This window comes from Leptolyngbya sp. AN10, from assembly GCF_050565645.1.
Classification (GTDB): Bacteria; Cyanobacteriota; Cyanobacteriia; order Leptolyngbyales; family Leptolyngbyaceae; genus Leptolyngbya.
This window is the reverse complement of the sequence record NZ_JBNXVP010000043.1, coordinates 25,084-43,260: the sequence shown is the minus strand read 5'-3', so window position 1 is coordinate 43,260 and position 18,177 is coordinate 25,084. Positions and strand designations below refer to the sequence as shown.

Sequence of the window (18,177 nt, the reverse complement as noted above, 5' to 3'; positions counted from 1 at the left end):
CCAATGCTGTGGTGATCCGTTTTAAGCTACAGCATGGGTTCCCGTTGATAAAAATGATAGAGGAAATGGGTCAATGCCTTGGTTCGTCAAAATTGAAGAAGGGATCGTAGATAAAGCGACGTTTGATCAATACGTTCCAGCCCATAAAGCATTTGTCAAAGACCTAATCGATAAAGGTTACGAGGCAAAAACTGGATATTGGGGCTGTTTTGGCGGCGGCATGTTGATGTTCAAAGCGCAATCGATGGATGAAGCCGAAAAAATCATCAAGCAAGATCCGCTGGTTCGTAATCACTGTGTGGATTACAAGCTTTACGAATGGAAAGTCGTGGTGGAATGACTTGAGAAATTGTCATCACTCGATCGACAAGAGTGCTATGCTAGAGAGCGACTCGGATCTATGCGATCGTAACGCCCAAACTTTGTCAGGACCGGAAGGTAGCAGCAATACGGGATGCTTATGATAGGCGTAGTCTCCGGGTCACCTTTGTTTTAAAGGTCGGTTTTCCATACCGAATCACGGAGATTTTACACTGGGCAACTCGTAGATTTCTGCATATCTTGGAGGAAACAGTACCAGGAGCGCGATTTTTATGGGTTTGGGAGATTTGGTTCAAAAAGCAATGTATCTGGGGATCGGTGTCGCTTCCTATGCGGGGGAGAAGGCAGGAGAGAAATTGACCGAACTGCGGGCACAGGTGCAGAAGGTTGCAGATGAAATGGTCGATCGGGGCGAGATGAACGCAGAGGAAGCCCGCAAGTTTGTGGACGATATGATGCGGCGGGCACAGCAGGCGAATCCGAATGTGACCGGAACCGAAGAACGCCCGACTGAGCCACGCAAGATCGAGATTTTAGACGAAGAAGAGCCGACCCCGACGCAAACTACTGTTGATCAAATGCGGCAACAGGTGGCAGATTTGCAGGAAGAATTGCGACGATTGAAAAACAATTAATCAAACTAAAGCCTCGACGATCGCAATCCGTCGGGGTTTATTTTTTGATTGTGGTGGAGAAATCTTCAAACCAGCCTTTGCGCTTAAAGAAAAAGATTAGGCTAAGCGCGATCGCAATCATTACTGCCCAACACATCACATATCCCCAATACCAATTCAATTCGGGCATATTCAAAGGGGACGCATCCGGATTAAAGTTCATCCCATAAATTCCAGCCACAAAAGTCAGAGGAATAAAAATGGTTGAAATCACGGTTAGAACCTTCATGATTTCATTCATGCGATTGCTAACAGAAGACAGATACACATCCATCAAACTCGCCGCCAATTCTCGATAAGTCTCCACCATATCCAGAACTTGAACCGTGTGATCGTAACAATCGCGCAGATAGATTCGGACATCATCGTTTACTAGATCTGAGCTACTGTCGCGAACTAAAGAATTGATTGCATCTCGAAGGGGCCAAATCGATCGACGTAACGTTAATAGTTCTCGCTTGATTGCGTGAATCTTCTCTAACGTCTGCCGTGTCGGACTTGCGACCACTTCATCTTCAAGCTCTTCGATGTTTTCACCATAAACTTCGAGAATTGGAAAAAAGCCATCAATAATCGCATCTAACAGCGCATACGCTAGATAATCGGCTCCACGTTTACAGATCGTGCCTTTTGCAGTGCGAATACGATCGCGGACTATCTCAAAACAATCATGTTCCGGTTCTTCTTGTACCGTCAGCAGATAGTGTTTACCCAGAATAAAACTCACCTGCTCTGAGTAAAATCCTGAACCCGATTCTTTCAGCACCACCATCCGAGCAATAATTAAGATCTGATCCCCGTACTCTTCAACTTTCGGGCGTTGGGGCACATTCACGACATCTTCTAAAACGAGTGGATGCAAGCCAAAAACGCGCCCCAACCGGAGTAGGATATCTTCGCTGCCCAAGCCTTTCACATCCACCCAAGACACCGATTCAGTATCGAGATAAGGGGTGCATTCTTCAGGTTCTTCAATTTGCAGGCGAACGGCTTTTCCATTGTTGTAATCGATCAGCACAATCACGGGCGGTTCGGCATCTTTGGGGATTGTGAGAGTGCCAGGAATTGTACCGGGAGCATCGTAGTGATAATCGATCGAAGAATCATCGTTGGGCTGAGCGATGAAACTAGAAGGCTGAAGACGCTTTCCGACCATGAGAAGTCCCCTTACAATTTACGGTGAGTCAGTCACAATTAGTTATAGACGAAATTTGATATGCTCTTATCGAGTTTGAAACAGGTAGTGTCCCTTTGACTGAATCGCCCCAGCCTTCTCCCTCTGCACTCGGAAATTGGAGTCGTCGTTTAATTGCCGCCATTTTGTTAGGAGGGCAAGTCATTGTGCATTTGCTGTCGGGTAGGATTCATCGCCGAAATACGATCGAGCAAATGGCAACCGCAGGACCCGAATCGCTCTTGATTGCCTTAGTCACGGCGATGTTTGTGGGTGCGGTGTTCACGATTCAAGTCTCGCGTGAGTTTATCAATTTGGGGGCAGGAACAGCGGTTGGGGGAGTGTTGGCGATTTCTCTATCGCGTGAATTGGCTCCGGTGCTCACAGCGGTCGTACTGGCAGGACGAGTTGGATCAGCGTTTGCAGCGGAAATTGGGACGATGAAGGTGACAGAGCAGATTGATGCGCTCTATATGTTGCGGACTGATCCGATCGATTTTCTCGTAATTCCGCGTGTCGTCGCTTGCTGTGTGATGTTGCCAATTCTAACGCTGCTTGCACTGGTAACTGGAATGGCAGGCGGAATGGTCGTTGCAGACTTGCTATATGGCATCTCGAATACAGTCTTTCTCAACTCAGCCAAAAACTTTCTCAGCGTTTGGGATCTCTGTAGTTCACCAATCAAAGGATTCGTATTTGGATCAATGATTGCGGTGATCGGATCGAGTTGGGGACTGACGACGACAGGGGGGGCGAAAGGGGTTGGACAATCGACTACGACAGCGGTTGTAACTTCGCTGCTGGCGATTTTTATTGTGAATTTCTTTTTGTCCTGGCTAATGTTCCAGGGTCCAGGAAGCGCTCTGGGTCGGGGACTATAGCAATTTAGAGCGCGATCGCGATGCAAAAGTCGTAATTCAGCCAGGACGAACAATCCGAATTAATTTACCCTGTAAAGATATTTCTTGTGCGATCGCTGCATCAATTCGCTGTGCCAGTGCTTCCCAATCCCGATCGTTAGTGCAGGCGATGATCTCAGCATGATCCGCGTAGAGGCGAGCCATCCGCTTACGGTTCCTCTTCCATGACGGCATTGTTCGCCTGGATTTCTGCTTCGATCTCGCTACGGGCGACGGCAGCATAAGCGCAGGCATGAGCCAGATCAGTGGCAGTAAAATAGATTCATACAAGCGAACTTAATAACGATTACGACGAATGACCTCCCTGAAGCTCTAAGTAATACTGCTAGAACTTCAACGAACTAATAGACCTGCTTTGAAAATAGATTTTCATCCGTAGTTGTGAAATCGCGATCGCGGACTACGATCGTATCTGATCTCCATGAAGCAATCGCCACAACGGAAATCCAGTAACCGTCATTCTGATCCAAACGTTGAGACATTTTTGGTTGTAGATGAGGCGAAAGCTCACTATATTTGGATGAATCTGGGCTGGCAGAATGGCGATCGCATTACGGGCATCACGGTCTATGTTCGGATTCGAGATGGGAAATTTTGGATCGAAGAAGATTGGACAGAAAATGGAATCGCCACAGATCTCGTTCGTGCTGGCGTTCCAAAGGAAGATATTATGCTGGCGTTTCATGCACCTGAAATGAGACAGTACACAGAATTTGCAGCAACATCGTAATAAAAAACTGACCAGACTGAGATTGAGCCTCAAATCTGGTCAGTTCAACAAATTGAAAGTTAAGCGCAAACTTGATTTAATGCCGCTGCGACTTCTTCCATCGATCGATCACCATCGATCGTGACTAACTTCTCACGCGATTCGTAGTAGTGAATCAATGGAGCCGTTTGCTCTCGGTAGACTTCGAGACGGCGGCGAATCGTATCTTCGTTGTCGTCTTTGCGTCCCCGGCTCAACATTCGGACAACCAGCACTTCATCTGGTACATCGAAATTGATCACGCGATCGCAGCCTTGATTGAGTTCATCCAGCAGCACATCGAGGAATTCTGCCTGTGCCACATTGCGCGGGAAGCCATCAAGAATCCAACCCGATTGGGCATCCGATTTCCCTAACCGTTCGCGAATCAAATCAATCACCAGTTGATCGGGCACGAGTTCGCCGCGATCCATGTATCCTTGAGCCTTCACACCGAGCGGCGTTTGAGCAGCCACAGACTCCCGAAGAATGTCTCCGGTGGAGATATGCGGAATATGATGGGAGTCAGCCAAAAACTTGGATTGAGTCCCTTTCCCGGCTCCGGGAGGTCCGACAAAAATCAATCGCGCCACTATTGTTTCACCATTCCTTCGTATCGTTGAGAGATCACATAAGTTTGGATCTGTTTCGCCGTGTCGATCGCAACACCTACCAGAATCAACAAGGATGTTGCTCCGAAGCCTTGGAAGACTTTCACCGGAGTGGCATTCTCGATAATCGACGGCACGATCGCGACGATAGCTAAGAAGATAGCACCTAAGAAGGTCAAACGATTCAAAACGCGCTCAACATACTCGGTGGTCGCCTTTCCAGGACGAATCCCCGGAATGCTCGATCCCATTTTTTTCAAGTTCTTCGACATATCATCGGGCTGCATAATCAGCGACGCATAGAAGAAGCTGAAGAATAGAATCAGCACAAAATAGAGTAAATTGTGCCAGATTGAAGTTGGACCGAGATAGGTACTGATGAAGTTCGCCACGTTTGCATTGTTAAACGTTTGAGCGATGATCACGGGAATCGTTAAGACCGTAGATGCAAAAATGATCGGCATCACACCGCCTTGATTGAGGCGTAGAGGCAGATAGCTACTTCTTTCAAGCATCATCCGTTTTCCAACTTGCCGACGAGCGGAAATGATTGGAATTCGGCGCGTTCCTTCTTGTACGAAGACAATTCCGACGACCATTGCCAAGAAGACAAGCAAGAGAATGACAACGCTGCTCACGACTGCTCGATCGCCTGTTTGCGCCAAGTCAAATGCTTGCCCTAATGTATTCGGCAAAGTCGCCACAATGTTGAGGAAAATCAACAGCGATGCACCGTTACCAACTCCGCGTTCTGTGATCAGTTCTCCTGCCCACATCACGAACATTGATCCAGCAGTGAGGGCAAGAACCGTTTGCACGACAAAGAACGGACTCCAAGATTCAGCAAACGGGCGCAGCAAGCCGATCGTTAACAAAGTACTTTGAACAACCGCCCAACCTGCGGCAGCATAGCGCGTATACTGCGAAATCTTGCGTCTTCCCGCTTCGCCTTCATTCTTCTGCAAATCTTCGAGCTTGGGTATCGCCGCTGTCAGCAGTTGAATAATAATCGAAGCGTTAATAAACGGCAGAATTCCAAGGGCAAATAGACCTAGCGTTCTCAAACCGCCGCCCGCGAATAAGTCTACGAAGCTTAACGCGCTATTGCCTTGAATTGCTTGTGAAAAAGCGGCTCGATCGATGCCCGGAATTGGGATAAAAATCCCTAATCGGACGAAGATCAAAATCCCGATCGTTAAAAGTAATCGTCCCCGCAATCCAGCCGCCTGTGCCATTTGGACAAAGGTTTCCTGAGCGGTGGGCGTTCTATCTCGACTTTCGACCATAGAAGGAATTCCTCGTGAACGCAATGCGGATGTGCGATCGCACAAATCCGATTGAAATAAAGTGGGTTTTAAGCGTTCTTACAGCACAAAATAGAGCCAAAGAACGACGAACATCCTATATTTTAGCGGGTCGTGGGGGAAGGCTGACAGAATTCCACGTCTAGAAATTCTGGTGACATTGCGTATACAATTCACTGATTCAGATTTGAGCAGGAATGATGGAGCAAATTCGCGATGTCACCATTAACATCCACGCCACGCAGAGCCAGGGAGATTTGATTGATTATGCGGCTGCGATTCATGGCAAGAGTGGCTCGGAGTTTATATTGGAAGCGGCATATCAGAAAGCGCAGGATGTTTTATTCGATCGTCGTTTTTTCGCGTTAGATAAACAGAAATTTGAGCAATTTGCAGCCCTTCTAGATTCTCTACCTGCTCCAAACGACAAACTACATGAACTGCTTAAAACAAAAGCTCCGTGGGAATAGATCGCCTTCATTTGTTCAGAAGCAATAATTCATCGATTTGATGATTCGGGTGCAGGATGCGATCGCTTCTCTCAGCTAACCAAGCTTCCCAAAACAAATCATTGAAGTAAAAAATATACATTCTCCGGAATACAGCCTCTCAGTATGAAGAGTTGAAGGTATCAGATAGAACTCAGCCCCGATGAAATTTAGCAAAACTGAAGGACAGAACGATTTTCTGGAAGCGGCAGCCCTACAAAAGCTAATTATTGCCGCTATGAAAGAAGCGACCGCAACGAATCCTCAAGAATTAGCAGCGTTATTAAAACAGATTTCTCAGCGTCATCGTTCTGCGAATTCTTATGTTCGATCTGAAGTAGTGCTATTGATGCAGGAGCTTAAAGAGTTGGTTGGAGATTTCGAGTACTCAACACCGATTCAGCCAGTCGTCAAACCTACCTTAAGTCGCTCAAAGCCCGGAATTAAAAAAGCCGTATTTGCAGGATGTATCGTAGCCGCAATCCTGAGCGCGATCGGATTTGAAACTGTCCGTCGTTCAACCGCGATCGCTCCTTCTTCTAATCAAGTTGAAAATTCAACTTCTGCTTGCACTGAAATCAATCCAGATCGCGTCATGATTGAAGGTTACTATCGTCACGATGGAACTTATGTCAGAGGGCATGAAAGAACTGTGCCAAATCATACCAAGGCGGATAATATCAATTGCCGACGAAGATGATAGTGTTACACAGATCCTTGTGATGGCGAAAAATGCGGCGTGATCCTCTGTTCTACAAATTGTTTCAACAGTCTCCAGCGCTCTTGTTTGATCTGATCAATCAACGACCTGACAACGCAGAGGACTATCGATTTGATTCGGTCGCTGTCAAAGAACCGAAATTCGAGATTGATGGCGTATTTCTGCCGCCTGAATCGGCTGAACCGGGAGTGGTCTATTTCTGCGAAGTGCAATTTCAGAAAGATGAAGAACTTTACGAACGACTGATTAGCGAATCTGCACTGTATTTCTATCGCAATCGTGCCCGCTTCTCAGATTGGCAAGCGGTTGTCGTTTATCCGTTTCGCAGCACTGAACAAAGCGATACTCATCCATTTCGATCGATGCTCAACTGCGATCAATTTCATCGCATCTATCTCGATGAATTGGGAGATCCAGAAACGCTGCCATTGTCGATCGCGGCTGTCGTTTTAACGATCGTAGAACCAGAGGAAGCCCCGGAAGTGGCTCGATCGTTAATATCTCGTGCAGAACAAGAGCTAGTCACACCCAGAGAAAGGCGCGACATAATAGACATCATCACCCCTATTCTGGTGTACAAATTTGCAACCTTAAGCCAAGCGGAGATTAGAGTAATGTTAGGAATCAATTTATCTGAAGAACCTCGTGCCATTCGAGAAGCAAAAGCAGAAGGTAGAGAAGAAGGTAGAGAAGAAGGCAGAGAAGAAGGCAGAGAAGAAGGCAGAGAAGAACAAGCGATCGCGCTGATCACCCGGCAATTAACACGGCGATTTCGACAAGAACTGCCAGAAGAAATACGATCGCAGTTCACCACTCTCCCGCTTTCAGCATTAGAGAAGCTGGGCGAAGATTTGCTCGATTTTGTGAGCGTCAGCGATTTAGAAAATTGGCTTGCTGAATATGAGTAATGTCGATCGCTACAAGTCACTCTGATTCTTTCCAGCGATCGACACCCACACAATCAAATCGATCGCGGATTGAGTTTTGATCCAACTTAAGGTCGGCACAACTTTGGCACTAATATCAGTGTTGCCTGCATTTGTGATTTCGTTAAAAACAGTCGTTGGAATTACGATTTCGTCGTAGAGTTGGCGGAGCAGATCGAGATGACCAATGGTAGATAGGTAAAAGATCGGCGAGGTATCACAGACAACGATCATCGCCAATCATTAGCCTCTAGAGTTTCTAAGTCTTGTCGAAAATCCTCAACACCGTAGTGAATCGGTATCTTACGACTTCCTAAGATTCGCTGAAACTCTAACTGATTCATGCCTGCAAACTGACTGGCTGTACCCAATGTGATTTTCTCTCGCTGAAAAAGCAGAATCGCGATTTCTAGTTTGAGGTCTGCTTCTGAGATATGTGCCGTTTGTAAAAACTCATCAGGAATGACTAAACTCATGGCGCTATGGTTTGGGAATTTAATTAGTTTATTCGGTTTCTTTCCAGCGATCGACACCCACACAATCAATCTCAAACTGATCCAACGCCCGCGCCACGACAAAATCGACTAGATCTTCGATCGTTTTCGGGTTGTGATACCAAGCTGGAATCGCTGGAACAATTCGCGCTCCCGATTCTGCCAAAGTCGTTAGATTGCGTAAGTGAATCAAGCTAAACGGGGTTTCACGGGGCACAATCACTAATTTCCGTCCTTCTTTAAGCTGCACATCTGCCGCCCGTTCGAGCAAATCAGAGCTTAATCCGGCTGCAAGTTTACCGACTGTACTCATGCTGCAAGGAATCACCAGCATTCCTAATGTTCGGAATGATCCGCTGGCAATATTCGCACCGACATCGCCCCAAGGATGACACGTGAGCTTTCCACCGAATTCGACTCCAGCTTGAGAACGCCAAAACTGTTCTTGCTGGACGGGTTCCGGAGGCATTCGGATGTTGAGTTCGGATTGCCAAACCATGTAAGTCGCTTTCGAGGCAACAAGCTCGATCGAGTAATCTGCTGATAAAAGATGCTTCAGTGCGCGAACTGCATAAATCAGACCCGAAGCCCCAGATACCCCAATAATCAAAGGACGTTTAACCACAACAAAACCCTAGATAAAAAATGCGGGTGTTATCCCGCACTTTCTATTATTCCTCACCAAATTCCTCATCGGGAGGTTCAGGCTGGAAGTCCGATCGCTCTTCTTCAAAGTCTTCATCAGTCGCTTCACTGCCACCACCTACGGCAATTAAATCGATTTGTTGGCGGTAGTAATCGACACTCTTGACTTGCACTTCGATACGATCGCCTAATCGATATTGTTTGCGATTCTTCCGACCGACTAGGGTTTGCTGACGCGATCGGAATTCGTACCAGTCATCTTTGAGCGAACTCACGTGAACCAAGCCTTCGACTAAGAGTTCTTCGAGTTCCACAAACAATCCGTAAGACTGAACCCCAGTGATCAGACCGTGGAATACTTCGCCTGTACGCTCTTTCATCAATTCGGCTTTCTTCAAGCCTTCTAAGTCATTCTCAGCGTCTTGAGCAATCTTCTCGCGTTCGGTTAAGTGAACGACGACTGCTTTGAAATGGCTTTCGAGTTCTTGATGCAAATCTGTGGGAAGAACGTTCCAGTTAATTTGACCATGACAAGAACTATGGCGCAAATCAACGCTATCTTTCACTCGTGAAGAACGTCGATCGCGTCCTTCTTCAAATACGGCATGAAGCGCTCGGTGAACGAGCAAGTCTGGATAACGACGAACCGGAGATGTGAAATGGATGTAACCTTCATCCAATGCCAAACCAAAATGCGCCTTCGGTTCAGTGCTGTAGAAAGCAGGCTTCATCGTTGAAAGTAACAGGTAAGTGAGAACTCGTTCTGCATTCGATTCCGCGAACGCATGAGTGAAGTTTTGATAGTCTTGAGGGCGAACTTCTTCCTCCTGTTCAAGCTTCAATTCGATGCCCATGCTGACTGCGAGTTTGACCAGTTCTTGAACTTCTTCGAGATCAGGCGTGGGATGCACTCGATATACGCTTGGGATTCCTAGCGCTTTTAAGTGAGAAGCGACAGTTTGATTCGCAAGTAACATCAACTCAACAATCATCGAGTGGATCGGAAGTGTGGAAGAGACGACCACTGCACCGAGAACACCTTCATCGTCGTAGTGGAATTTGCTGAAGGTGAATTTTCCAGCTTCTTCTGGTGATTCAGAACCGTCTGGACGAGCATAGATTTTCTCAGGCAAGTTCAGTTCAAATGCGCCTCGTTTGCGGCGTTGGTCTTTGATCGCATGACTTAATCGATCGAGTTGTGCCAATAGGTCAAAAATTGGCTCGAATTCTTTCAATTCTTCCGTATGCTGATCGGCTAAGATTGCCTCTGCTTGTTCATAGCTCAGTTTGTAATCGACTTGGATCACCGTGGGTTGAATCTCAAACTCGACTACTTGCCCGGATTCATCCAGCGTGATCAAGACCGAAATCGCGAGTCGATCTTTTCCGGGTTGCAGCGAACAGAGGTTTTGGGTCAATTGCTCTGGCAGCATTGGAATCACTAACTCACCCAAATAAGCTGAAGTTCCGCGTCTTTGAGCTTCTCGATCGAGCGATGATGCCGATTCTACATACCGCGCCACATCTGCGATGTGAATCCCTAAGCGCCAATTTCCTGCCTTCGTTCTCTCCAGCGTAATCGCGTCATCTGCGGTATCTTCACTGCTAGCTTTAATCGTCAATGTCGTTAATCCACGCAGATCAACGCGCATTTTCATTTCCGGCTTCGTCACCTTACTTGGTAACTCTTTTGCCGCTGCGAGAACGTTTTCCGAAAATTCGCGGGGTAAATCATGTTTGCAGCAAACGATATCAATATCTGCCGCATCATCATCTGCGCCTAAGACTTTCGCAACTTTGCCTAAAGGAGCATACTGTCCGATCGGGTAACGTTTGATTTGCACATGCGCTAAATGATCGATCGCTTGATCGAGCGTCAATCCGTTTTCATTCACCTGCAATTCAAACAACAAGCGATCGTCTAACGGAACGGCTCGAAATTCACCAGCCTCATTCCTTTTAATCCGAGCTAGAACCGACGGATTGGCTCGTTCTAAAATCAATCGAACTTCACCTTCAGGACTGCGACGACGACTGCCTTCTTTTGTCACACGGACTAAAACGCGATCGCCATTCCACGCATGATTGAGTTGGCTCTCACGAATATAGATATCTTCAGAGCCTTCCGTATCCTGAATCGCGAAACAGAACCCTTTACTCGAACAGCGTAACTTTCCTTCGACCACACCATCTTCAGTGACTCGGCGGTATTTGCCGCGTTCTTTCACCAAGACCCCGATCTTTTCGAGCGCATCCAACGCAATTTGGAGGCGGCGCAGGCTCGGTTCGTCGTTACACTCCAGCTTTTTCTCTAAAGCTTTGGGAGCGACTAATTTATCGTCTATGAAGTTAGCAAGTAACTCAGCGATCGAGAATTCCATGAAGCGATTTGTCCTCGTGTGTTGAACAGAGTGGTCGGGGGATTCGTCTTGTTGTCGTCGCTCGATCGCGGTGCGTTTGAGGCAGTCCTCTTACTGGCTGATTCACGATCGACCACTGAACAAGCCGATGAGTTTCCCAGTTTTAGCAGATGGGAGAACTGCGAACGGGTGCAGGTGGCTGATAGGAAGAGGGGTGAAGCTCCGAAGTTGACCAAAATCAACGGTTTCGGAAGTTCTGTTTCCGCATAAGAACACGCTGCCGTGAGAATGCCGAATGTTGCCAAGTTGTGATTCACCACTGCGATTGGGATGAAGTCACTTCTTTCTGCGCGATAGCCATGCGCTACACAACAAACGCGATCCCCTTTCTATTCTTACTCAGGTTGGGCGTGTTGAAACATCGATATTGTGAGAGTGACAAGATTGCAAGCTGCGATCGTAGCGTTATGACGGTGAAATTCTGTCGATCGTGTTTGATTTCGCGCTTATCAGTATTAGAAAAGCTGTTGTCAGATCAGTATTCGCTCAAGCAAAAGTTATATTTGAAGCAAGAAAAGTTGATTTCGCGCTAACGATTACTGATTTCGCTCTAACGATTGCTGATTTCGCGCTAACGATTGCTGATTTTGCATCAACAGAAACTGCAATTGCTTTAACAAAATCGATATTTGCTCGTACAGTTGCAGTTTTTGTTACGACAGAAATTGATCTGGTTGCAAGAATTCTAGAATTTGCGGTTGTGAATTCGGATTTTCGCTAGAGAATCATCGAGATCGAACTCCTGTTTTCTACTCATTCCTCGATCATAATCTTGAGCTATAGTGCGAGGACAGATTGAGAAATTGGAACGCAATGAGAAGGTTTAAACAATTCTTAGGCTGGATTATGGTCAGCCTGATTCTATTTAGTTGTTCTGCACCCGTACAAGCAGACTCGAATATCGACCCGAAGTTTGAAGCGCAAGTTTTAGAAGTGATTAAGAAGAATCCACAAGCCATTATGGATTCGGTGCAGGCTTACCAACGCGCTCAACAAGATGAACAGCGCAAAGCACAACAATCATTTATTCAGGAATTGCAGCAGAACCCTAAAGCGGTGATTGGACAGTCCCCGACCAAAGGCAAAGGAAGTACAGTCTTAGTTGAATTCTCTGATTTTCAATGCCCGTATTGTCAAGCGGCAGCAGGAACCGTTCGCCAATTCGTGACAAAGAACAGCGATCGAGTCACAGTAGTTTATAAGCATTTACCGCTCACGAGCATTCACGCTCAAGCCCTTCCAGCAGCGAAGGCAGCTTGGGCAGCCGGACAGCAAGGAAAATTCTGGGAATTTCACGATGGCTTGTTCGCGCAGCAGAAAGAAATCGGAGAGCCATTGTTTGCGAGTTTGGCGAAAAGCTTGAAATTGAATGTGGCGAAGTTCGATCGCGATCGCAATTCCAAAGCCGCAGAAGCCGCCGTCAATCAAGACATTCAACTCGCGGATAAACTCGGCATTAATGGAACACCATTTTTTGTCATGAATGGTCGTGTATTCTCTGGAGATGTTGAACTCGCTGCATTAGAGCAAGTTCTGAATCAAGCGCAGTAGATGGAAGTGAGAAGTGAACATGAAACGATGGATGTCTTGGCTTTGTGCAGTTCCCGTTGTGGTTTCGGTTTCAACGAGTGCGATGGCACAAACGCCAAATCGAGCGTATGCTCCAATTCCGCTGACACCAGGAAGAGAAGTGAACGATCGCTTATCCGATGCGGATATTCCCACGGGGCAAGGCAATTTTGCGCGAGATTATATTGTGCAATTGCAGGCAGGGGATCAAATCGCGATCGACTTATCTTCAGATAATTTCGATACGATCGTGATGCTGATGACCACGAATGGTTCAACGGTGGCAGAAAACGATGATGGACCCGACGGGACTACAAATTCGTTACTGTTTACTCGGATTACTCGAACTGGGAACTACATTGTTCGGGTGAGAGCATTCGGAGAAACCGCAGGCGGACCATTCAAACTCAGACTGACGCGATTAAGACCTGTGCAGTAGAGTTTGTCGATCGAGGTTTTCGCTACGTTGCGATCGGCTTGTGCCCCCTAAATCCCCCAAATTTGGGGGACTTTGAGCAAGAGAAATTTTCCGAATTCCAAAAATCTTTCACCCTTCAAAGTCCCCCAGAATGGGGGATTTAGGGGGCGACACCCGATCAAGCTGTCATACAAACAATTGATCAAACCCAAAACAAACAAAAAGAGGCAATCCAATTACGGATCGCCTCTCATCGTTTAAACCAATTAAAAAATAGTGTCGCTAAACTGCTTCAAAGTTCTTCTCACCCGTCCGAATCCGAACCACTTGATCCACCGGAGTAATGAAGATCTTACCGTCTCCAATTTCCCCAGTCCGAGCAGCAACGATGATTTTATCAACCACCATATCCACCTGATCATCCTCGACCACGATTTCAATCTTGAGCTTCTGTAAAAACTCAACCGTGTATTCAGACCCCCGATACCGTTCGGTTTGACCCTTCTGCCGTCCAAATCCTCGGACTTCAGAAACCGTCATTCCCACGATTCCGGCGTTGACTAATGCAATTTTGACTTCATCGAGTTTAAATGGGCGAACAATCGCTTCTACCTTTTTCAAGCGCCTACACTCCTTAATCCTAATTTCTATCGTTCGGGCATGACACTATCTATCATTGTTCACAAAATGAATTTTGTAACAACGAATACGATCGATAGTGAGTTTACCTGATCGTAGTGCTGTTTCCGAGTTTCGCACGAGCGATTAAAAATCGGAATTCCTAGTAGCAATTCGTAATTTGAGTGTTACGAATCAAGACGTTACTTAGAAGAAGGAGTTAACAACGGACGCACCAGCAAGAAGCCTGCACCAAAAGCACTAACAACGATTAAGCCAATGACGACTGCCAGCATCCAGCCGTTGAGTTCAATGTAGGAATCTTTCTCTGGCTTGATCTTGCGACGCGGCTTGCTGTCTTGCTCGATGATTAGCTTTTCTTCGATCGGCTCCAATGGCTTCAGTTCCAAATGGGGCGGAATCGGTTCAATCACAGGTTCCGCAGACATCCGAGGCGGCATCACGGGAATTTGAAAGGTCGGCTCTTCTAGAGTGAGATCAACACGAGGAGATGGGGTCGTCGAAGGCTGAATCGCATTCGAGAATTTGCGAAGCTGAAGGGCAGCCTGTACAGTCTTTTCAATTTCCTGACGCAATTGTTGATTTTGTTGAGCCAACTTTTGATTCTCGGTCTTGATTGACTCCATCGCGGTCTTAGTTGCTTGAAGCTCGGCAACGACTTCGCGATACACTGAGATTGGCACAGCAGGAGCGTGTCCAACCGACGATGTTGGGGGCAAGTTAACCGATCGAGATGGCGTTTTCTGCGTCATGGGGTTCATAGCGGTAAAGTAATCTGAAAAAGCGGAAATTGGTAATGCCCTCAGAATAGCTGCAATTGAAGCAATCAATGAACTTTTAGTCAAGTTTTTCGCAGAAAAATTTTCATTTCAGAATCGATTTCGGGGATTGCTGAGAGAATCGCTAAAAAATTACGAAAAGCGATCGCGCATCCGTGCAAATTCGATTGCTAAGATCGATCAGGTTATTTTCTCTAAATCCACCATGACACAAGCGCAAGAACACCCGGAAGTGAAATACGGTGAACGCCTGATCGAAGAAGGCAAGCTGATTACTTTTCCGAATCCAAGACCGGGACGACGCTACACGATTTCAATTACGCTGCCTGAGTTCACTTGCAAATGTCCGTTTTCTGGCTATCCCGATTTCGGTACGATCTATGTGAACTACGTGCCGGATCAGCGCGTGGTGGAATTGAAAGCAATCAAGCTGTATATCAATAGTTATCGCGATCGCTATATTTCTCACGAGGAAGCGGCGAACCAAATTCTCGATGATATTGTCGAAGCTTGCGATCCGCTAGAAGTTACTGTGAAAGCGGATTATACGCCGCGTGGTAATGTTCACACGGTTGTAGAAGTTACCCACGTGAAAGCTTTTTAAGAGGATGTTTGAGAAGGATAAAAAGCGGCTTTGCTACGTTGCCAGTCCGCCCGGAAATGAATCTCCGGGCTAATGGAGGAAACCCCGCTGAAGCGGGCTAAGAGAGTAATACGGAGTTCTTAGCCCAGTTTAGTGGGCTTCCCACGATTAGCCCGGAGATTCATTTCCGGGCGGGTGAATGCGATGAACGATTGCTTTTCAAGCACCCTTTAAGACTCCGCATCAAAAGCCATCCAGCAAAGTTTCCAACTGCATACGGCGGAAAGTCTGACCATAGGAACGTATTTCCAAGAACTAATCGCCCAGGAAGCGTTGCGCGGATGGCTTGAAGAAACGGAGGCTTCCAAAGTTGAAGAAACTCGATCGCACAAGAAAACAGAAAAACACCGATCGCAGTTTTAACGATCGACCCTTTCGGAAAGCAGAACTGAACCAGTGCAATAAAAAAAATCTGGTAAGCAATGCTGCCAAAGACATCGCTAAACCAGTCTGGGAAAATTGGTGAGAATCGGACAAAGTAACCAAGCGGGACAGTTAGTACGATCGTCAAAAGTAAAGCAACGCGATAAGGCATGAATTAGGTTTGGGCAAGTTGGCTAGTCGGAGTAGACTCAGCTTCATTCTGGTCGATCGCATCCAAAATGCCCAGAAATTCCCGCTCAAATGTGACCTGAGCGCGATTCGTTCTACCGCCAATGTAGATTGCTCCATCTTGCTCTAAGCCCCAAATCTGGGAGTGAGAGATATAGCTAAGAATCACACCCAACATCAGCAAACCGAAGCCGAGATAGACGATCGGGATTCCTGGATCAGCTTTGATTTGCAGACCAGTGCTACCGATTAGGTCAACGATCGACAATCGCACCCCTTTCACTTCAACCGCCATTCCCTTTCGCACTGTTGCAATTAGCTTTCCGTCCATGTCGTAGATTAACAGCAAGCCTTGTAAGTCTTTGGCAACCAAAGAAACACCATCGCTTAGATCTGGTTTCAAAGGAAGCCAAGTACCCCAGACTCGACCACCTACAGCATTCAGCTTCGCCATCGGGGATTGAAGTACCGGACTGTTATTGAGTCGGACTTGAATTGCAGCGATCGACCAATCCGCCTGATACATGGTTACGCCGTTATGTTTCATCGGCTCGTTCACGTGAATGGTTTTACGATCGACTTCTTTTCCGTCTTTATCCAACACCGACAAATCCGAATAGAACTGATCAATCTCACCTGTGGGTAAGTAATCAATCCAAAACCGATTTACCTTGACCGACCAATCTTTCGGAACCTGTGGAGCCGCCCAAATTCCTGCATCCACAACATTATCAATCTTGAACGTGCCGCCACTCGGAACCATTTGTTGAGCAATAAAGCCCGTTGTCGCACCAACCACACCACCAACCAACACCAAAATCATTGCAGCATGAACAATGATCGGACCAATTCGCCCGACTAATCCCTTATGTGCATAGAGCTTTTCACCTTCTCGGAAAATCTTGTATTTGCGTTGTTCGAGTAAGGTTGCAAGCTGATCTAAGTCACCTTTCGGAAACTCTGCACTAAGAGCAAACTTACGAAATTGGCGCGGCTGACTGTAGAAGTTCCAAGTGCGGGAAAACCAGCGCAGTGCAGGGAGTTGGCGCGTAAAGGTACAAGCTGTGAGACTAGCACCAAATAGAATCAATAAGGATAGATACCACCAAGTGCGATAGACATGATCAAGCCCTGCGGTTAGTAGAACTTTCCAAGTTAAAAAGCCAAATAGTGCAGGATGTTCGGGATAGTTCGCTTGATAGAATGTGATCGATTGCCCTTGCTCAATCACAGTCCCCGCAATACTAAAAACTGCGATCGCGAGTAGAAGCACGATCGCTAATTTCAAATCTGCTAAAACGGGGAGTAATTCTTTCTTAAAATACCGTTTTGGAACATTCACTAATTCTGTAAAAGTCATAGTCTAAAACGCAAATCGCGACATTAATGAAAACACACCAAATCCAACCAACAAAGCACCACTCGCAGGCGTAATCCAAGCCGACCAGCGACGTAACTCCAATAGTTTCTTAATTGCTGCCGTGAACGTTCCCGCTAATATCAACGGAGCAACATAGCCAGCGGTGTAACACAGCAACAATGAACCTCCTAAAATTGGATCTCCTGTCGATGCAATCCAAGCCAGAATCGTTGCTAAAACTGGAGTGCTACAGGGCGAAGCGACCAATCCAAATGTGACACCCAAAAGATACGATCGCACTCCCGCAGGCAGTTCTTTAGAAATCCATTCCGTTCCTCCAATTGAAGGTATCGCAAACGGTAACGCTTCTAATAAATTCAATCCCATCAAAATCGCGACAACGCTAACGACGATCGGTAAACCTACCCCGACCTGTCCGTAAACCTTTCCAAGCAATGTCGCTCCAATTCCCAATCCTGCCAAAGTCGTCGCCAATCCGAGCGAAAACCAGGTCGATTGTGCCGCCGCTTGCCAGCGAGATTTCGCCTCATAGCCGCCAATATATCCGATCGTAATCGGCAACATCGACAAAGTACAGGGCGTTAAACTCGTGAGCAATCCTGCCGCGAAAATAATACCAATGCTTATCGGTGTGATGTGCGCGAGTTGGGTAGAAACTAAGCGATCGGCAAATTGCGAAAGCTCATACAGTTGGGTTTGAAGCGTCTCGAACATAGGACTAACTCTGGAATATTAAGCGATTTGAAGCGC

The 18,177-nt window shown here is 46.7% G+C and carries 25 protein-coding genes and 1 other RNA gene; 12 read left to right on the top strand and 14 right to left on the bottom strand.

Going from position 1 to position 18,177, the window contains the following annotated elements; genetic code table 11:
- The first annotated feature begins 73 nt into the window (after nucleotides 1-73).
- The 3 genes from ACQ4M5_RS34620 to ACQ4M5_RS34610 all read left to right on the top strand — a co-directional run bounded on the left by ACQ4M5_RS34620 (nucleotide 74) and on the right by ACQ4M5_RS34610 (nucleotide 956).
- Entirely contained in the window at nucleotides 74-340 is a 267-nt protein-coding gene (locus ACQ4M5_RS34620) for a YciI family protein (RefSeq protein ID WP_430680340.1), read from the top strand.
- A gap of 49 nt (nucleotides 341-389) precedes the next feature.
- An RNA gene (ffs, locus tag ACQ4M5_RS34615) (signal recognition particle sRNA small type) lies at nucleotides 390-486 on the top strand.
- Nucleotides 487-593: 107 nt separating this feature from the next.
- A complete protein-coding gene (locus tag ACQ4M5_RS34610) occupies nucleotides 594-956 on the top strand; it encodes a phasin family protein (RefSeq protein WP_430680339.1) in 363 nt (120 codons plus the stop codon).
- A 37-nt stretch (nucleotides 957-993) separates the two neighbouring features.
- Here ACQ4M5_RS34610 and corA read toward each other — a convergent pair whose 3' ends face one another.
- Nucleotides 994-2,151: a magnesium/cobalt transporter CorA gene (gene corA / locus ACQ4M5_RS34605; protein WP_430680338.1), complete on the bottom strand. Its 1,158-nt coding sequence runs from the start codon at nucleotides 2,149-2,151 to the stop codon at nucleotides 994-996.
- A gap of 95 nt (nucleotides 2,152-2,246) precedes the next feature.
- On the opposite strand from corA, the gene ACQ4M5_RS34600 reads away from it, so the two are divergent.
- Nucleotides 2,247-3,050, top strand: a complete 804-nt coding sequence (locus ACQ4M5_RS34600) for an MlaE family lipid ABC transporter permease subunit (protein ID WP_430680337.1) — start codon at nucleotides 2,247-2,249, stop codon at nucleotides 3,048-3,050.
- Between the two features lie 36 nt (nucleotides 3,051-3,086).
- On the opposite strand, the gene ACQ4M5_RS34595 is transcribed toward ACQ4M5_RS34600, so the two are convergent.
- The gene (locus ACQ4M5_RS34595; RefSeq protein ID WP_430680336.1) at nucleotides 3,087-3,233 is read right to left on the bottom strand and encodes a hypothetical protein; all 147 of its coding nucleotides are present in this window, start codon (nucleotides 3,231-3,233) and stop codon (nucleotides 3,087-3,089) included.
- Nucleotides 3,234-3,510: 277 nt separating this feature from the next.
- Here ACQ4M5_RS34595 and ACQ4M5_RS34590 point away from each other — a divergent pair, with 277 nt between their 5' ends.
- Nucleotides 3,511-3,819: a XisI protein gene (locus tag ACQ4M5_RS34590; protein ID WP_430680335.1), complete on the top strand. Its 309-nt coding sequence runs from the start codon at nucleotides 3,511-3,513 to the stop codon at nucleotides 3,817-3,819.
- Nucleotides 3,820-3,878: 59 nt separating this feature from the next.
- On the opposite strand, the gene ACQ4M5_RS34585 is transcribed toward ACQ4M5_RS34590, so the two are convergent.
- Both ACQ4M5_RS34585 and secY read right to left on the bottom strand, forming a co-directional pair.
- A complete protein-coding gene (locus tag ACQ4M5_RS34585) occupies nucleotides 3,879-4,430 on the bottom strand; it encodes an adenylate kinase (RefSeq protein WP_430680334.1) in 552 nt (183 codons plus the stop codon).
- A complete protein-coding gene (gene secY, locus ACQ4M5_RS34580) occupies nucleotides 4,430-5,734 on the bottom strand; it encodes a preprotein translocase subunit SecY (RefSeq protein ID WP_430680333.1) in 1,305 nt (434 codons plus the stop codon). The genes ACQ4M5_RS34585 and secY overlap by 1 nt, the downstream gene beginning before the upstream one ends.
- 215 nt (nucleotides 5,735-5,949) lie before the next feature.
- On the opposite strand from secY, the gene ACQ4M5_RS34575 reads away from it, so the two are divergent.
- The 3 genes from ACQ4M5_RS34575 to ACQ4M5_RS34565 all read left to right on the top strand — a co-directional run bounded on the left by ACQ4M5_RS34575 (nucleotide 5,950) and on the right by ACQ4M5_RS34565 (nucleotide 7,869).
- Nucleotides 5,950-6,222 carry a DUF1778 domain-containing protein gene (locus ACQ4M5_RS34575; protein ID WP_430680332.1) on the top strand — a complete coding sequence of 91 codons (273 nt, stop codon included), beginning with the start codon at nucleotides 5,950-5,952 and terminating at the stop codon, nucleotides 6,220-6,222.
- A 181-nt stretch (nucleotides 6,223-6,403) separates the two neighbouring features.
- Entirely contained in the window at nucleotides 6,404-6,940 is a 537-nt protein-coding gene (locus ACQ4M5_RS34570; RefSeq protein ID WP_430680331.1) for a hypothetical protein, read from the top strand.
- Between the two features lie 32 nt (nucleotides 6,941-6,972).
- On the top strand, nucleotides 6,973-7,869 hold the full coding sequence (locus ACQ4M5_RS34565) for an Rpn family recombination-promoting nuclease/putative transposase (RefSeq protein WP_430680330.1): 897 nt from the start codon (nucleotides 6,973-6,975) through the stop codon (nucleotides 7,867-7,869).
- A gap of 9 nt (nucleotides 7,870-7,878) precedes the next feature.
- Here ACQ4M5_RS34565 and ACQ4M5_RS34560 read toward each other — a convergent pair whose 3' ends face one another.
- Genes ACQ4M5_RS34560 through ACQ4M5_RS34540 form a run of 5 tightly spaced genes read right to left on the bottom strand, consistent with a single transcriptional unit; the run spans nucleotide 7,879 to nucleotide 11,706 of the window.
- Nucleotides 7,879-8,127, bottom strand: a complete 249-nt coding sequence (locus ACQ4M5_RS34560) for a hypothetical protein (RefSeq protein WP_430680329.1) — start codon at nucleotides 8,125-8,127, stop codon at nucleotides 7,879-7,881.
- Complete coding sequence (locus ACQ4M5_RS34555; RefSeq protein ID WP_430680328.1) at nucleotides 8,118-8,363, bottom strand: UPF0175 family protein; 246 nt, start codon at nucleotides 8,361-8,363, stop codon at nucleotides 8,118-8,120. The genes ACQ4M5_RS34560 and ACQ4M5_RS34555 overlap by 10 nt, the downstream gene beginning before the upstream one ends.
- A gap of 28 nt (nucleotides 8,364-8,391) precedes the next feature.
- On the bottom strand, nucleotides 8,392-9,006 hold the full coding sequence (locus tag ACQ4M5_RS34550) for a flavin prenyltransferase UbiX (protein WP_430680327.1): 615 nt from the start codon (nucleotides 9,004-9,006) through the stop codon (nucleotides 8,392-8,394).
- Between the two features lie 46 nt (nucleotides 9,007-9,052).
- Nucleotides 9,053-11,407 carry a ribonuclease R family protein gene (locus tag ACQ4M5_RS34545; RefSeq protein WP_430680326.1) on the bottom strand — a complete coding sequence of 785 codons (2,355 nt, stop codon included), beginning with the start codon at nucleotides 11,405-11,407 and terminating at the stop codon, nucleotides 9,053-9,055.
- A complete protein-coding gene (locus ACQ4M5_RS34540) occupies nucleotides 11,368-11,706 on the bottom strand; it encodes a hypothetical protein (protein WP_430680325.1) in 339 nt (112 codons plus the stop codon). The genes ACQ4M5_RS34545 and ACQ4M5_RS34540 overlap by 40 nt, the downstream gene beginning before the upstream one ends.
- Before the next feature lie 170 nt (nucleotides 11,707-11,876).
- Here ACQ4M5_RS34540 and ACQ4M5_RS34535 point away from each other — a divergent pair, with 170 nt between their 5' ends.
- From ACQ4M5_RS34535 to ACQ4M5_RS34525, 3 genes are all read left to right on the top strand, one after another.
- Nucleotides 11,877-12,167 (top strand): hypothetical protein, encoded by a 291-nt coding sequence (locus tag ACQ4M5_RS34535; RefSeq protein ID WP_430680324.1) that lies wholly within the window; start codon nucleotides 11,877-11,879, stop codon nucleotides 12,165-12,167.
- A gap of 125 nt (nucleotides 12,168-12,292) precedes the next feature.
- Nucleotides 12,293-12,997, top strand: coding sequence for a DsbA family protein (locus ACQ4M5_RS34530; protein ID WP_430680323.1), 705 nt, complete (start codon nucleotides 12,293-12,295; stop codon nucleotides 12,995-12,997).
- A 19-nt stretch (nucleotides 12,998-13,016) separates the two neighbouring features.
- Nucleotides 13,017-13,454, top strand: a complete 438-nt coding sequence (locus ACQ4M5_RS34525; protein ID WP_430680322.1) for a PPC domain-containing protein — start codon at nucleotides 13,017-13,019, stop codon at nucleotides 13,452-13,454.
- A 261-nt stretch (nucleotides 13,455-13,715) separates the two neighbouring features.
- Here ACQ4M5_RS34525 and ACQ4M5_RS34520 read toward each other — a convergent pair whose 3' ends face one another.
- Together ACQ4M5_RS34520 and ACQ4M5_RS34515 are read right to left on the bottom strand one after the other, a co-directional pair.
- Complete coding sequence (locus tag ACQ4M5_RS34520; protein ID WP_059000501.1) at nucleotides 13,716-14,054, bottom strand: P-II family nitrogen regulator; 339 nt, start codon at nucleotides 14,052-14,054, stop codon at nucleotides 13,716-13,718.
- Nucleotides 14,055-14,254: 200 nt separating this feature from the next.
- Nucleotides 14,255-14,833 (bottom strand): hypothetical protein, encoded by a 579-nt coding sequence (locus tag ACQ4M5_RS34515; RefSeq protein ID WP_430680321.1) that lies wholly within the window; start codon nucleotides 14,831-14,833, stop codon nucleotides 14,255-14,257.
- Between the two features lie 223 nt (nucleotides 14,834-15,056).
- Between ACQ4M5_RS34515 and queF the strand changes: the two genes are divergently transcribed.
- Nucleotides 15,057-15,455 (top strand): preQ(1) synthase, encoded by a 399-nt coding sequence (queF, locus tag ACQ4M5_RS34510; protein WP_430680320.1) that lies wholly within the window; start codon nucleotides 15,057-15,059, stop codon nucleotides 15,453-15,455.
- 160 nt (nucleotides 15,456-15,615) lie between these two features.
- Here queF and ACQ4M5_RS34505 read toward each other — a convergent pair whose 3' ends face one another.
- Genes ACQ4M5_RS34505 through ACQ4M5_RS34495 form a run of 3 tightly spaced genes read right to left on the bottom strand, consistent with a single transcriptional unit; the run spans nucleotide 15,616 to nucleotide 18,141 of the window.
- A complete protein-coding gene (locus tag ACQ4M5_RS34505; protein ID WP_430680319.1) occupies nucleotides 15,616-16,029 on the bottom strand; it encodes a DUF2809 domain-containing protein in 414 nt (137 codons plus the stop codon).
- 3 nt (nucleotides 16,030-16,032) lie between these two features.
- On the bottom strand, nucleotides 16,033-17,406 hold the full coding sequence (locus ACQ4M5_RS34500; RefSeq protein WP_430680318.1) for a cytochrome c biogenesis protein: 1,374 nt from the start codon (nucleotides 17,404-17,406) through the stop codon (nucleotides 16,033-16,035).
- Nucleotides 17,407-17,409: 3 nt separating this feature from the next.
- Nucleotides 17,410-18,141, bottom strand: a complete 732-nt coding sequence (locus ACQ4M5_RS34495) for a cytochrome c biogenesis protein CcdA (protein WP_430680317.1) — start codon at nucleotides 18,139-18,141, stop codon at nucleotides 17,410-17,412.
- Nucleotides 18,142-18,177 lie beyond the last annotated feature (36 nt).

What these genes read in the sequence shown, in the direction of transcription:
- ACQ4M5_RS34565 (WP_430680330.1), top strand. Translation starts at nt 6,973, where the DNA reads ATGCGGCGTGATCCTCTGTTCTACAAATTGTTTCAACAGTCTCCAGCG.
- ACQ4M5_RS34595 (WP_430680336.1), bottom strand. Translation starts at nt 3,233, where the DNA reads ATGGCTCGCCTCTACGCGGATCATGCTGAGATCATCGCCTGCACTAAC.
- ACQ4M5_RS34570 (WP_430680331.1), top strand. Translation starts at nt 6,404, where the DNA reads ATGAAATTTAGCAAAACTGAAGGACAGAACGATTTTCTGGAAGCGGCA.
- corA (WP_430680338.1), bottom strand. Translation starts at nt 2,151, where the DNA reads ATGGTCGGAAAGCGTCTTCAGCCTTCTAGTTTCATCGCTCAGCCCAAC.
- ACQ4M5_RS34590 (WP_430680335.1), top strand. Translation starts at nt 3,511, where the DNA reads ATGAAGCAATCGCCACAACGGAAATCCAGTAACCGTCATTCTGATCCA.
- ACQ4M5_RS34495 (WP_430680317.1), bottom strand. Translation starts at nt 18,141, where the DNA reads ATGTTCGAGACGCTTCAAACCCAACTGTATGAGCTTTCGCAATTTGCC.
- ACQ4M5_RS34525 (WP_430680322.1), top strand. Translation starts at nt 13,017, where the DNA reads ATGAAACGATGGATGTCTTGGCTTTGTGCAGTTCCCGTTGTGGTTTCG.
- ACQ4M5_RS34530 (WP_430680323.1), top strand. Translation starts at nt 12,293, where the DNA reads ATGGTCAGCCTGATTCTATTTAGTTGTTCTGCACCCGTACAAGCAGAC.
- ACQ4M5_RS34555 (WP_430680328.1), bottom strand. Translation starts at nt 8,363, where the DNA reads ATGAGTTTAGTCATTCCTGATGAGTTTTTACAAACGGCACATATCTCA.
- ACQ4M5_RS34575 (WP_430680332.1), top strand. Translation starts at nt 5,950, where the DNA reads ATGATGGAGCAAATTCGCGATGTCACCATTAACATCCACGCCACGCAG.
- ACQ4M5_RS34500 (WP_430680318.1), bottom strand. Translation starts at nt 17,406, where the DNA reads ATGACTTTTACAGAATTAGTGAATGTTCCAAAACGGTATTTTAAGAAA.
- queF (WP_430680320.1), top strand. Translation starts at nt 15,057, where the DNA reads ATGACACAAGCGCAAGAACACCCGGAAGTGAAATACGGTGAACGCCTG.
- ACQ4M5_RS34515 (WP_430680321.1), bottom strand. Translation starts at nt 14,833, where the DNA reads ATGAACCCCATGACGCAGAAAACGCCATCTCGATCGGTTAACTTGCCC.
- ACQ4M5_RS34545 (WP_430680326.1), bottom strand. Translation starts at nt 11,407, where the DNA reads ATGGAATTCTCGATCGCTGAGTTACTTGCTAACTTCATAGACGATAAA.
- secY (WP_430680333.1), bottom strand. Translation starts at nt 5,734, where the DNA reads ATGGTCGAAAGTCGAGATAGAACGCCCACCGCTCAGGAAACCTTTGTC.
- ACQ4M5_RS34610 (WP_430680339.1), top strand. Translation starts at nt 594, where the DNA reads ATGGGTTTGGGAGATTTGGTTCAAAAAGCAATGTATCTGGGGATCGGT.
- ACQ4M5_RS34505 (WP_430680319.1), bottom strand. Translation starts at nt 16,029, where the DNA reads ATGCCTTATCGCGTTGCTTTACTTTTGACGATCGTACTAACTGTCCCG.
- ACQ4M5_RS34620 (WP_430680340.1), top strand. Translation starts at nt 74, where the DNA reads ATGCCTTGGTTCGTCAAAATTGAAGAAGGGATCGTAGATAAAGCGACG.